The organism is Pantoea sp. BAV 3049 (assembly GCF_009765445.1).
Taxonomy (GTDB): Bacteria; Pseudomonadota; Gammaproteobacteria; order Enterobacterales; family Enterobacteriaceae; genus Erwinia.
The window spans coordinates 1,445,007-1,458,250 of record NZ_WHOY01000031.1; the positions used below are offsets into that span (position 1 = coordinate 1,445,007).

Genomic DNA, 13,244 nt, shown 5'->3' on the forward strand with positions numbered 1-13,244 from the left:
ATTCAGAAAAGGCCAGCTTTCGAGCTGGCCTTTTTGCATCTGTAGCCTAAGAGGATGAGGACCTCCGAAGGAGGTTTGAGCCGTACGGCAACCAGGGAAGGGACGCTTTGTCTCATTTAAGAGACAGCTAACATTATGATTTATAATGAACTTACTTAACTATGCGCTGATTGTCTCCAGATGGCGACGCACAGTAAAGGGAATGTTGCAGATTAGCGACGGTGCTGCAAAGAGAGACGCAAAAAATATTCCTGTTAAAGCATCTGTTTATCAATAAGTTAAATATATTTTTATCAACCAATTCTGACCTGGCACGGCTTATGCAATAATAACCATGTAGATGCTCATTCCACTCCTTATGTTTGCTAACGCTTCATAAACCCGGGAATGATGCAGAGCCCTTTACGATACCTGTTGTCCACCCACCACTATCGTCGCAAGACCTTAATGGGACCAGGACACTACGTTGAGTCAGGTATCAGCCAAATTGTCTTACCGACCTGATCTTTTACACCTGCCGGACTGGCAGGTGTTTTTTTTTGCCCCGACCTTAAATCAGGCAAAAAAAAGCCGGGTAATTAACCCGGCTCGTAACAGATGCTTTGACGCTAAGGCGTATTCTTCAGCGTCAGCAGCAGGCCGTCCCGACGCATTTCCGCCGCTTCTTCCGGCTTGTGCTGACGATCAAGCGTATCGGCCAGCCAGGCGTAGTCAAACGCATCAGGACGCTGCTTCAGCGCTTCCCTGAAGGCTTCGCTGGCTTGCTCCCACTCGCCATGCTTCATCAGTAGCTGGCCCAGCGTGCTGTGCAGCAGAGGCGTGGCACCGTGCTGCTTGATCTGCTGACGCAGCGCTTTTTCCAGCTGCTCGGGGTTGCCGGTTTTCAGCCGCGGCATCAGCAGCACCAGACGCTCGTCGTAATTGCGCTTCAGTCCATCCAGCACGATTTGCTGCGCCGTTTCATGGTCATCACAGACGATCAGGTGGTCAGCCATCGCCACCTGCAGCGCCGTTTCATGGCGGGTTTTACGGCTCTGGTTTTGCCACCAGCGCTTCAGACCTTCGCTGCCCTGATCGGCCATCGCCTGATTCATTAATCCCAGCCAGGCTTCCTGCTGCAGCGCCAGGCGATGGGTATCGTCAGACACCTGGGCTTTCTCCATCGCTGGCAGAATATCCAGCAATGAGCCCCAGGCACCGGTGCGTACGTAAGCCTGTTCAGCCAGGCGCAGTACTTCCGGATGGCGCGGAGCCACTTCCAGCAGACGATCGACACCGCCACGCGCGGCATGGTCTTCATTCCGGGCCAGTTGAATGCGCACACGGGTGATCTCTACCGGTAGCTGATCGTTACCAGCCAGCTCAGTCGCTCTTTCGAGGTGCTGATTGGCACGGATCTCATCACCGCGCTGTTGCGCAGCCTCAGTGGCCAGCAGGTAGTTCACCACCGGCTGTTCGGCATGGTCAGCATTACGCGACAGCAGTTTTTCCGCCTGGCGGTGATCGCCTTCGGCCAGCTTCATCAGCGCTGCATTGGTCTGCTTGCGGGCGCGATTGCCTTTGCGGCCTCTGAACCAGCCGCGCGTTCTGGCCCCGGTGCGGAATAACCGACGCAGCAGCCACTCCACAAACAGGATCACAATCAGCGAAAGGATCAGCACGATCGTCAGGCCGGTGACGCTGGTTTCAATATTCCAGTTATCAGTCTGGATCAGGACGTAACCCTGGTGACCGGCCAGCATCGGGCCGAGCACCACACCGGCCATCAGTAACAGAAAGAGTATCAGAACCTTGAGCATGCTTATTCTCCCTGCTGCTGTTGCCCGGTGCCGGGCTGGGCCAGCAGGTTTCGCACGCGCGTTTGCATCAGTTTATCCAGCAACGGCTGGCTCTGCAGCGCATCCGGCACATCCATCGACACGCTCTGCTGGCTCAGTTCATCCAGCTGGCTGAGAAAGGCTTTGGTGGCCGGATCGTTGGTATCGTACCAGGCACGCACCCAGGCAGAGACCGTGTCGATTGACTGCTTGTAGATCTCGTTCTGGTGGCGGGGAACCGCCTGAGAGGCAATCAGCAGCCGCGAACGGATGTTCTCACGCAGATAGACTTCCTGGTTTGGTGCCAGCAAAGGCTCTGAAGTGGCGTCGCGGCGGCGGATGGTAATAAAGTCATCCATAAAGTTGTGCCAGCTTTTCACCAGATTCTGACGCCATTCGTGCAGCGAAGAGGAGAGTTCGCCACTGTCGGCATCCATCGGGGAATCGTCGCTGTCGTTATCGGCCAGGCGCAGGTTATCCACGCCGTTGGAGAGCTGGTTCAGCTTGAGGATAATGCCGTCGTAATCGACCTGGCTCACTGCAGACAGCGAGCTGATGTCATTGGTCAGCGCACGACGTACCTCAATCAGGCTCGGATCGTTCATTTCAGCCAGGCTGTTATCCGCACTTTTCAGCAGTGCGGCAGCAGTGGTGACATCCTGATCGCTCCATAGCTTCCGGCCAGCCAGTTTCACCAGATAATCGGCCTGAGCCAGAAGCCAGGTATGTGCATCGTTACCGGAAATGGTGGCGACTTTCTCTTTTAACTGGTCAAGCTGCTGGCTCATGGCGGCCTGCTGCTGACGGGCCGTGTCCAGCGCGCTGGTCTGCGTGGTCAGCTGCTGCACCAGGGTCTGCTTGTCGCCGACTGACTGCTGCTGAAGCTCGGACAGCTGGTTCGCCAGTGCCTGATTGGCCGCGGTCAGCTGGTCCGTCTGATGTTTCCCGTTAATATAAAGCCCTACGCCTGAAGCCAGCGCGATTGCAATCGCCAGAACAGCCAGCGCCGTGGCGGTATTCCGCGACTTACGGCCTGGTTGTTGTTCTGGTGATGAGCTCTCTACCGCTGGGGTGGTCTCATCAACCATGGCAGAGGAATCTTTTTGTTCCGTCATTGTGGCACATCCCATATTTAAGTTTATTGTAACGCCCGCAGCAGCGCGTCGTTATCGGCACCATCGGCCACCCTGATATCGCGCCAACCCAGTTCCCTGGCGCGGGCAGCCAAACGTTCACTGACGACAACCAGTCGGCAGTGCAGAAGCCATTCCTCACGATCTATATCGGGGAACAGCAAATAAAGTTGTTGCAGCATTTCACCGCTGGTGACCACCAGAGTGGTGATACCGCGGTCGCGCCAGCGGCGACCCTCTATTGAACCCTGATAGTGCTTTGCACAGCGTTGATAGCACTCAACAAACTGTACATTAGCTCCGCGCTGTTGCAAGGTTTCTGCCAGAAGTTCACGTCCGCCATTGCCCCGCAGGATCAAAGCCTGCTTTCCGGCGACTTTTTGTAACGCAGGTAATTGTATCAGCACTTCGCTGGTTTCACGCTCATGGGGCCAGATAACATCCAGCCCGCTGGATGCATGCAGGGCCAGCGCAGTGGTGCGACCTATAGCATAATAGTTCAGGTCTGCGGGCCATGCGGCTCCGGCTCGTGTCAGAGCGGGTTGAGCATAATGAATGGCGTGCTGCGACAGGAGAAACACCAGATCGCCTTCCTGCAACGATGCGAGCTGGCCGGGCAGGTTGCCCAGCCCTGTTCCCGGTGTGAATTCGATCAGCGGCATTGACCAGGCAACCTTTCCCGCCTGACGCAAACGGCTGACCAGCTCGTCAGCGGCCGGTTCGGGTCGGGTTACCAGAATGGTCATTCGGGAGGATTCCCCTGATAGACTTCGGCCAGAATTTCACGTCCACCGTTGTTCAGCAACTCTTCCGCCAGTGAAATGCCCATTTTCTCAGCATCTGCACGCGGGCCACGGCGCTCGCCACGGATCATCTCGGTGCCGTCAGGTGAACCGATAAGGCCACGCAGCCACAGCTCATCGCCATTGAGGACCGCATAGCTGCCGATCGGCACCTGGCAGCCCCCTTCCAGGCGGGTGTTCATTGCGCGCTCGGCTTTAACCCGCACCGAGGTGTCTTCATCATTCAGCGCTTCCAGCAGGGCGATGGTCTGAGCATCATCAAGACGGCACTCAATTCCCACCGCGCCCTGGCCTACTGCTGGCAGAGACTCCTCGGCTGGCATAGCGTGGCGGATACGATCGGACAGCCCCAGACGCTTTAACCCGGCGACGGCCAGAATAATGGCATCGTAGTCACCGGCGTCGAGTTTCCCCAGCCGCGTACCGACGTTACCGCGAAGGGAACGGATAATCAGATCCGGACGGCGTTCGCTGAGCTGGCACTGGCGGCGCAGGCTGGAGGTGCCCACCACTGCACCCTGTGGCAGGGCATCGACAGAATCGAATTGAGTAGACACGAAGGCATCAAGCGGATCTTCCCGTTCGCAAATCGTGACCAGCCCCAGCCCTTCCGGGAAGGCTACCGGCACGTCTTTCATCGAATGAACGGCAATATCAGCGCGGTCGGACAGCAGCGCCTGCTCCAGTTCTTTGACGAATAAGCCCTTGCCGCCGACCTTGGCCAGCGGGGTATCGAGGATCACATCCCCTTTGGTCACCATCGGCACCAGCTCAACGCGAAGCCCCGGATGGCAGGCCATCAGGCGTTGTTGAACATAATGTGCCTGCCATAGCGCAAGCGGACTTTGCCTGGTGGCAATTCTTAAAATTTTGTCTAACATGCTTGTTACCGTTTTTATCGTTCATTGATTATCCTATCATTGATACGGGAATGCTGTCAGTTTCCGCGGGTTTAAACGGCAGGGAAGAGGCGTGTTGAGGGATCTTAGGGCAGATCGATTGTAAAACGTGCTAAACTGTTAAGTAGCGCAACTTTCTTTACGGTCAATCAGCCTGGTGTTAGATTGATCACGTTTCCAGCATTTTTCGCACGACTATTTTTAAATCAAGCGGCGAATTTCGGAAACAGGGTTTTTTGTAAGCACTGGGATAATCAGGCGAGACGTCTTGTACCTCTACATAGAGACACTGAAACAGAGACTGGATGCCATCAACCAGCTGCGCGTCGATCGCGCCCTGGCTGCTATGGGACCTGCCTTCCAGCAGGTATACAGTCTGCTGCCAACCTTATTACATTATCATCATCCGCTGATGCCGGGTTATCTTGAAGGTAACGTTCCATATGGCATCAGCTTTTACACGCCTGATGAAAACCAGATAAGCTATCTCAATGATTTGGAAGGGAAATCTGGATCAAACGCCGCGATCCCTCCGCAGGGCGAGATGCCGATTACCGGCGTCTACTCTATGGGCAGCACCTCCTCCGTTGGTCAGAATCTCACCTCGGACCTTGATATCTGGGTCTGCCACCAGTCATGGCTGGATAATGAAGAGCGCCTCTGCCTGCAGAAAAAATGCACTCTTCTGCAAAAGTGGTGTGCGGCGATGGGGGTGGAAGTCAGCTTCTTCCTGATCGACGAAAATCGCTTCCGCCACAACGAAAGTGGCAGTCTGGGCGGCGAAGATTGCGGTTCCACCCAGCATATCCTGTTGCTGGATGAGTTCTACCGCACCGCCGTGCGACTGGCCGGTAAGCGTATCCTGTGGAACATGGTTCCCGGCGAAGAAGAAGAGCACTATGACGACTACGTCATGTCGCTGTACCAGAAAGGGGTTCTGACGCCGAACGAGTGGCTGGATCTGGGAGGGCTGGATACGCTCTCTGCTGAAGAGTATTTCGGGGCCAGTCTGTGGCAGTTGTATAAAAGCATCGACTCGCCCTATAAGGCCGTGCTGAAAACGCTGCTGCTGGAAGCCTACTCCTGGGAATACCCGTCTACCCGGCTGCTGGCAATGGACATTAAACAGCGCCTGCACGATGGCGAAATTGTCTCGTACGGCCTCGACCCGTATTGCATGATGCTGGAAAGAGTGACGCATTACCTCACCAGCATTGATGACCATGCCCGTCTTGACCTGGTGCGCCGCTGCTTCTATCTGAAGGTCTGCGAAAAACTCTCGGTGGAAACCGAAGAGTCCGGCTGGAGGCGTGAGATCCTCAGCCAGCTGGTCACCGAGTGGGGCTGGGACGCACAGCGCGTGGAGATTCTGGACAGCCGTGCTGACTGGAAAATCGGGCGAGTGCGTGAAGCACATAACGAATTGCTTGATGCGATGATGCAGAGCTATCGTAACCTGATCCGCTTTGCGCGCCGCAATAACCTGAGCGTTAGCGCAAGTCCGCAGGATATTGGTGTATTGACCCGTAAGCTGTATGCGGCCTTCGAAGCGCTGCCGGGCAAAGTGACGCTGGTCAACCCACAGATCTCGCCTGACCTGTCTGAACAGCATCTGACCTTTATTCACGTGCCGCATGGCCGGGCTAACCGTGCCGGCTGGTATTTGTATAACCAGTCGCCGGACATGCAGTCGATCATCAGCCATCAGCCGCTGGAGTATAACCGCTACCTGAACAAGCTGGTGGCCTGGGCGTGGTTCAACGGCCTGCTGACCAGCAAAACCCGCCTGCATATTAAAGGCAACGAAATCTGCGATCTGGCCAGGTTGCAGGAGCTGGTGGCGGATGTCTCGCACCACTTCCCGCTGCGCCTGCCATCGCCGACAGCGAAGGCGCTCTACAGCCCGTGTGAAATTCGTCACCTGGCGATTATCGTCAACCTGGAACACGATCCGACCGCCGTCTTCCGCAATCAGGTGGTGCATTTTGATTTCCGTAAGCTGGACGTGTTCAGCTTCGGCCAGCAGCAACAGTGCCTGATCGGCAGTATCGACCTGTTGTACCGCAACTCGTGGAATGAAGTGCGAACGCTGCATTTCAACGGCGAGCAGGCGATGATTGAAGGGTTGAAGACCATTCTCGGCAAAATGCATCAGGATGCGGCTCCGCCAGATTCTGTTGAGGTGTTCTGCTACAGCCAGCATTTGCGTGGGCTGATCCGCACTCGCGTGCAGCAACTGGTGTCAGAATGCATCGAGCTGCGCCTTTCGAGTACACGCCAGGAGCCTGGCCGGTTTAAAGCCGTGCGCGTGGCCGGGCAGACCTGGGGCCTGTTCTTTGAACGCCTGAGCGTGTCGGTGCAGAAACTGGAGAATGCCGTGGAGTTCTACGGAGCCATCTCCAACAACAAGCTGCACGGTTTGTCGATCAAGGTGGAAACCGATCAGGCGCGCCTGCCAGCAGTGGTGAACGGCTACGCCAGCGAGGGGATTATCCAGTTCTTCTTCGAAGATACTCAGGACGATCACGGTTTTAATATCTACATCCTCGATGAAACTAACCGGGTAGAGATTTATCACCACTGTGAAGGCAGTAAGGAAGAGCTGGTGCGTGATGTGAGCCGCTTCTACTCATCGTCTCACGATCGTTTTACCTACGGCTCCAGCTTTATCAACTTCAATCTGCCGCAGTTCTATCAGATTGTGCAGCTGGACGAGCGCTTCCAGGTGATCCCTTTCCGCAGTCAGACTCTGGCGCAGTTGTGTGCCACGGTGTCGGATAACGATGCCAACACCGATTACGGTCAGCGCTACCAGATGCACTGATGCCACTGTGGCAGGGTCCCGCTCTGCCGCAGACCATTTCAGGCACTCAGGCGCAGTGCATGCTGTTTCCCTTCTGCGACATTCGATCACCTTTTCCTGTTGCTTTTAGTACTTCACCTGCGATGATAGGCAACCAACAGGCATCAATAACGAGCAGAATAAGCATGAACAAAGTGATTTGCCGGATGGCGCTGGTGCTGGCTGTAGCCAGCCTGGTGGGATGCGGATTGAAAGGGCCTTTGTATTTCCCGCCGCAGGAACAACCGAAGAAACAGACCGCACCGGTAACCAAACCACCGGCCACTGAAGTGCAGCAGTCAACGACAACCTCGACAGGCTCGGATGGCTAACCGGCAGAGTCAACTATGACGCACTCATTGGAGCTAAAAATGCAGTTCTCCAAAATGCACGGTCTGGGCAATGACTTTATGGTGGTCGATGCCGTGACGCAAAACGTCTATTTTTCTCCCGAGCTGATCCGTCGTCTGGCGGATCGTCATCTGGGGATCGGCTTCGATCAGCTGCTGATTGTTGAACCGCCGTACGATCCTGACCTCGATTTTCATTACCGTATCTTTAATGCTGACGGTAGCGAAGTGGCCCAGTGTGGCAATGGCGCGCGCTGTTTCGCCCGCTTTGTCCGCCTGAAAGGGCTGACCAATAAAAGCGATATCCGCGTCAGTACCCAGACCGGGCGCATGGTGCTCAGCGTGAGCCAGGATGAACTGGTGTGCGTGAACATGGGCGAGCCGAATTTCGAACCGCAGCAGGTGCCGTTCCGCGCCAACAAAGCTGAAAACCTCTATCTGATGCGTGCCGCTGAACAGACGGTGATGTGTGGTGTGGTTTCGATGGGCAATCCGCACTGCGTGCTGCAGGTGGACAGCGTGAAAACCGCGCTGGTGGAATCGCTCGGTCCGGTGCTGGAAAGCCACGAGCGCTTCCCGGAGCGGGTAAACGTTGGTTTTATGGAAGTTGTCAGTCGCGAGCACATCCGCCTGCGCGTGTATGAGCGCGGAGCGGGTGAAACGCAAGCCTGTGGCAGCGGAGCCTGCGCCGCCGTGGCGGTTGGCATTCAGCAGACGCTGCTGGCGGAAAAAGTGCGCGTCGATCTGCCTGGCGGCAGCTTAAACATTGCCTGGAAAGGTCCGGGTCACTCGCTGTATATGACCGGTCCTGCCACTCACGTTTATGACGGATTTATTCATTTATGAAAAATGTCGGAGAACTCCAGGCGGAAAACGTCCTGCTGGACGATCGTGCAGTCAGCGATTACCTGCTGCAAAATCCGGACTTCTTTATCCGCAATGCCCGCCAGGTTGAACAAATGCTGGTGCCGCATCCGGTACGCGGAACCGTTTCGCTGGTGGAGTGGCAGCTGGGTCGTCAGCGTAACCATATCAGCCAGCTGGAAGAAGAGATTACCCTGCTGATGGAGCAGGCCAGCGCTAACCAGCAGCTGTTCGACCGTCTGCTGACGCTGCAGGCCCGCCTTGCCTCCGCTTCCAGCCTGCATGACATGCTGAATCGCCTGCATCGCTGGGCGCGTGAGCTGGGGCTGGCCGGTGCTAACGTGCGGCTGTTCAGCGAGAAGTGGCGCATTGGCGCGCCTTCCGACTTCACGCAGCTGGCGCTGCCGCGTCAGGCCTTCGAATCCATCCGCATTCAGCGCCTGGGCAAACAGCATCACTATCTTGGCAGCCTGAACGGCCCCGAGTTGCTGCTGCTGTTGCCCCAGGCGAAAGCCATCGGCTCGGTTGCCATGTCGCTGATGGGCGAGCAGGGCGACCTCGGCGTGTTGATCTTCAGCAGCCGTGATAACCAGCATTACCAGTCCGGAATGGGCACGGTGCTGCTCCAGCATCTGTCACAAATGCTGCCGGAGCTGCTGCTGCGCTGGGTTGAACGCGCATGAATGGCGGCTCCCCTCTACAGTCTGCCGTAGAGGGCTTTCTGCGTTATCTGAAGGTGGAGCGCCAGCTCAGCCCGCTGACCCAGACCAGTTACCAACGTCAGCTGACCGCCTGTATCACCCTGCTGGATGAAATGAAGCTCAGCAGTTGGGAGAAGCTGGATGCGGCACAGGTTCGTTCGCTGGCCGCCCGCAGCCGCCGTGCCGGGTTAAAACCCGCCAGCCTGGCACTGCGCCTCTCTGCTTTACGCAGCTTTCTGGACTGGCAAATCAGCCAGGGCAGGCTGAAGGCTAACCCGGCTAAGGGCGTCGCCACTCCGCGTGCACCGCGCCATTTACCGAAAAATATTGATGTCGATGAAGTTGATCGTCTGCTGGAGATCGACCTGAACGATCCGCTGGCAGTGCGTGACCGGGCAATGCTGGAAATCATGTACGGTGCCGGTCTTCGTCTGTCGGAGCTGGTTGGCATTGATACCGGCCATCTCGATATGGCCTCCGGCGAAGTGTGGGTGATCGGTAAAGGCAGCAAAGAGCGACGCCTTCCGGTTGGTCGCACGGCGGTGCTGTGGCTGGAGCACTGGCTGGAAATGCGCGAGCTGTTTGCGCCGGAAGACAATGCGGTGTTTCTGTCGAAGCAGGGAAAACGCATCTCGGCCCGCAACGTGCAGAAACGTTTTGCCGAGTGGGGCGTGAAGCAGGGCGTCTCCAGCCATATTCATCCGCACAAGCTGCGCCACTCCTTTGCCACTCATATGCTGGAATCCAGTGGCGACTTGCGTGCGGTGCAGGAGCTGCTGGGTCACGCTAACCTCAGCACCACGCAAATCTATACCCATCTTGACTTCCAACACCTGGCGTCGGTTTACGATGCCGCCCATCCCCGTGCCAAACGAGGAAAATCCTGATGCATTTTTACCGCCCGCTGCGGCCGATAGCAGCGATGACCTTTGACCTGGATGACACGCTGTACGATAACCATCCGGTGATCCGTCGCACCACGAAAGAGTCCCACGCCTTCCTGCAGTCCTGGCATCCTTCGCTGAGCGAGTTCAGCGTGGAGCAGTATCAGCAGCTGCGCGACAGCCTGCGTGAGCAGGAACCTGAAATTTACCACGACGTCAGCGAATGGCGTCGTCGTGCCATTGAACTGGCGATGCTCAATGTCGGATTGAACGGACGTGAAGCTGATGAAGGTTCACGTGCGGTGATGGCGAACTTCGCCCACTGGCGCAGCCAGATTGATGTGCCGGATGAAACGCACGAGACGCTGGCAGCTCTGGCAAAACGCATCCCGTTGGTGGCGATCACCAACGGCAACGCTGAACCACACCTGTTCGGGCTGGATAAATACTTCAAATTTATCCTGCGTGCCGGGCCGGATGGCCGCGCCAAACCTTACGATGATATGTATCAGTTGGCGGCGGAAAAGCTGGGTTTGCCGCTGGAAAGTATTCTGCATGTCGGCGATGACCTGACCACCGATGTGGCGGGTTCCGTGCGCTGCGGGATGCAGGCCTGCTGGATCAATCTGCATGAGGGCAACCTGATGCACATTGCTGACAGCCGCCTGCTGCCTACTTTAGAAATTTCGCGGTTGGCATCGCTGACCGCGCTGATATAATAAGCTGGTTAAATATCCAGTGGAGTGCTGATTGCTCCCTCTTTCCTGACGGTGCCTATGGACGTTTCAGACCTGCTCGACAGCTTGAATGACAAACAACGCGAGGCCGTTGCCGCGCCGCGCAGCAACCTGTTGGTGCTGGCGGGCGCGGGAAGTGGTAAAACGCGCGTGCTGGTGCACCGCATTGCCTGGCTGCTGGCGGTAGAGAACTGTTCGCCGTATTCGGTCATGGCCGTGACTTTTACCAACAAGGCTGCCGCCGAGATGCGTCACCGTATTGAGCAGCTGATCGGCACCAGTCAGGGCGGCATGTGGATTGGCACTTTCCACGGCCTGGCTCATCGTCTGCTGCGTGCACATCATCTGGATGCCAACCTGCCACAGGATTTCCAGATCCTGGATAGCGAAGATCAGCTGCGCCTGCTGAAGCGCCTGATTAAGGCGATGAATCTGGATGAGAAGCAGTGGCCCGCCCGTCAGGCAATGTGGTACATCAACGGCAAGAAAGATGAAGGCCTGCGACCAAAACATATCGAGAGCTACGGCAACCCGGTGGAGCAGACCTGGCTGAGAATTTATCAGGCCTACCAGGAAGCCTGTGACCGTGCCGGGCTGGTGGATTTCGCCGAGCTGCTGCTGCGCGCACACGAGCTGTGGCTGAACAAACCGCATATCCTCAATCACTACCGTGAGCGCTTCACCAATATCCTGGTGGACGAATTCCAGGATACCAACAACATCCAGTATGCATGGATCAGAATGCTGGCGGGTGACAGCGGCAAAGTGATTATCGTCGGGGATGATGACCAGTCGATCTACGGCTGGCGTGGGGCGCAGGTGGAGAACATCCAGCGTTTCCTTAACGATTTCAGCGGCGCTGAGACCATCCGTCTGGAGCAAAACTACCGCTCCACCAACAATATCCTGAAAGCCGCTAACGCCCTGATCGCCAATAACAATGGACGGCTGGGTAAAGAACTGTGGACTGATGGCATCGACGGTGAGCCTATCGCCATCTACTGCGCCTTTAACGAGCTGGATGAAGCGCGCTTTGTGGTCAATCGCATCAAGGTGTGGATGGAAAACGGCGGCGCGCTGAACGACTGCGCCATCCTCTACCGCAGCAACGCCCAGTCGCGCGTGCTGGAAGAGGCGCTGTTACAGACCAGCATGCCTTACCGCATCTATGGCGGCATGCGCTTCTTCGAGCGCCAGGAAATCAAAGACGCGCTGGCTTATCTGCGATTGATTGCCAACCGTAATGACGACGCTGCTTTTGAGCGGGTGGTGAATACGCCGACGCGCGGCATCGGCGATCGCACGCTCGATGTGGTGCGGCAGACGGCTCGTGAACGGCAGCTTACATTATGGCAAACCGCCCGCGCTCTGCTGCAGGAAAAAGCGCTGGCAGGCCGTGCCGCCTCTGCGCTGCAACGCTTCACCGAACTGGTGGACTCGTTGGCGCAGGAGACCAGCGAGCTGCCGCTGCACGTGCAGACTGACCGGGTGATTAAAGATTCGGGCCTGTGGCTGATGTACGACCAGGAGAAGGGCGAGAAGGGCCAGGCGCGAATCGAAAACCTTGAGGAGCTGGTCAACGCCACGCGGCAGTACAGCTATCAGGACGAAGATGAAGATTTGATGCCGCTGCAGGCTTTCCTGTCGCATGCCGCGCTGGAAGCAGGCGAGGGCCAGGCAGATAAGTGGCAGGATGCTGTGCAGCTGATGACCATGCATGCGGCGAAAGGCCTGGAGTTTAAGCAGGTATTTATCGTCGGCATGGAAGAAGGGATGTTCCCGAGCCAGATGTCGCTGGATGAAGGTGGCAGGCTGGAAGAGGAGCGCCGCCTGGCCTACGTTGGCGTGACGCGGGCGATGCAGAAACTGACCCTCACCTATGCCGAAACCCGCCGCCTGTATGGCAAAGAGGTGTACCACCGTCCGTCGCGCTTCGTGGGTGAATTACCGGAAGAGTGCGTGGAAGAAGTTCGCCTGCGCGCCAGCGTCAGCCGCCCGGTCAGCCATCAGCGCATGGGTACGCCAGTTTCTCAGAATGACAGTGGCTTTGCCCTTGGTCAGCGTGTGCGCCATGCCAAATTTGGCGAAGGCACTATTGTGAACCTGGAAGGCAGCGGCGAGCACAGCCGTTTGCAGGTGGCTTTCCAGGGGCAGGGGATCAAGTGGCTGGTGGCTGCTTACGCGAAGCTGGAAACAGTCTGAGCCAATTGGGAC

At 56.8% G+C, this 13,244-nt stretch carries 11 protein-coding genes; 7 read left to right on the forward strand and 4 right to left on the reverse strand.

Translation table 11 applies throughout. The annotated features are described in order from the left end of the window. Positions 1-608: 608 nt before the first annotated feature. From hemY to hemC, 4 genes are read right to left on the reverse strand one after another with little or no spacing between them, the layout of a single operon-like run. Positions 609-1,799, reverse strand: coding sequence for a protoheme IX biogenesis protein HemY (hemY, locus tag GSQ70_RS07450; protein WP_158781961.1), 1,191 nt, complete (start codon positions 1,797-1,799; stop codon positions 609-611). Between the two features lie 2 nt (positions 1,800-1,801). Beyond that, positions 1,802-2,932 carry a uroporphyrinogen-III C-methyltransferase gene (gene hemX, locus GSQ70_RS07455; protein ID WP_158781962.1) on the reverse strand — a complete coding sequence of 377 codons (1,131 nt, stop codon included), beginning with the start codon at positions 2,930-2,932 and terminating at the stop codon, positions 1,802-1,804. 23 nt (positions 2,933-2,955) lie between these two features. Further along, positions 2,956-3,696 (reverse strand): uroporphyrinogen-III synthase, encoded by a 741-nt coding sequence (gene hemD / locus GSQ70_RS07460; RefSeq protein ID WP_158781963.1) that lies wholly within the window; start codon positions 3,694-3,696, stop codon positions 2,956-2,958. Continuing rightward, entirely contained in the window at positions 3,693-4,634 is a 942-nt protein-coding gene (hemC, locus tag GSQ70_RS07465) for a hydroxymethylbilane synthase (protein ID WP_158781964.1), read from the reverse strand. Before hemC ends, hemD begins: the two co-directional genes overlap by 4 nt. A gap of 286 nt (positions 4,635-4,920) precedes the next feature. On the opposite strand from hemC, the gene GSQ70_RS07470 reads away from it, so the two are divergent. The 7 genes from GSQ70_RS07470 (at position 4,921) to uvrD (ending at position 13,232) form a co-directional block, all read left to right on the forward strand. Further along, positions 4,921-7,476: a class I adenylate cyclase gene (locus tag GSQ70_RS07470; protein ID WP_158781965.1), complete on the forward strand. Its 2,556-nt coding sequence runs from the start codon at positions 4,921-4,923 to the stop codon at positions 7,474-7,476. 164 nt (positions 7,477-7,640) lie between these two features. After that, positions 7,641-7,826 carry a lipoprotein gene (locus tag GSQ70_RS07475; protein WP_158781966.1) on the forward strand — a complete coding sequence of 62 codons (186 nt, stop codon included), beginning with the start codon at positions 7,641-7,643 and terminating at the stop codon, positions 7,824-7,826. 39 nt (positions 7,827-7,865) lie between these two features. Beyond that, on the forward strand, positions 7,866-8,690 hold the full coding sequence (dapF, locus tag GSQ70_RS07480; protein ID WP_158781967.1) for a diaminopimelate epimerase: 825 nt from the start codon (positions 7,866-7,868) through the stop codon (positions 8,688-8,690). After that, positions 8,687-9,391 carry a DUF484 domain-containing protein gene (locus GSQ70_RS07485; protein ID WP_158781968.1) on the forward strand — a complete coding sequence of 235 codons (705 nt, stop codon included), beginning with the start codon at positions 8,687-8,689 and terminating at the stop codon, positions 9,389-9,391. The genes dapF and GSQ70_RS07485 overlap by 4 nt, the downstream gene beginning before the upstream one ends. Continuing rightward, positions 9,388-10,296 (forward strand): tyrosine recombinase XerC, encoded by a 909-nt coding sequence (gene xerC / locus GSQ70_RS07490; RefSeq protein WP_158781969.1) that lies wholly within the window; start codon positions 9,388-9,390, stop codon positions 10,294-10,296. Before GSQ70_RS07485 ends, xerC begins: the two co-directional genes overlap by 4 nt. Then, positions 10,296-11,012, forward strand: a complete 717-nt coding sequence (yigB, locus tag GSQ70_RS07495) for a 5-amino-6-(5-phospho-D-ribitylamino)uracil phosphatase YigB (RefSeq protein ID WP_158781970.1) — start codon at positions 10,296-10,298, stop codon at positions 11,010-11,012. The genes xerC and yigB overlap by 1 nt, the downstream gene beginning before the upstream one ends. A 57-nt stretch (positions 11,013-11,069) precedes the next feature. Further along, positions 11,070-13,232, forward strand: a complete 2,163-nt coding sequence (gene uvrD / locus GSQ70_RS07500) for a DNA helicase II (protein ID WP_158781971.1) — start codon at positions 11,070-11,072, stop codon at positions 13,230-13,232. Positions 13,233-13,244: the final 12 nt, after the last annotated feature.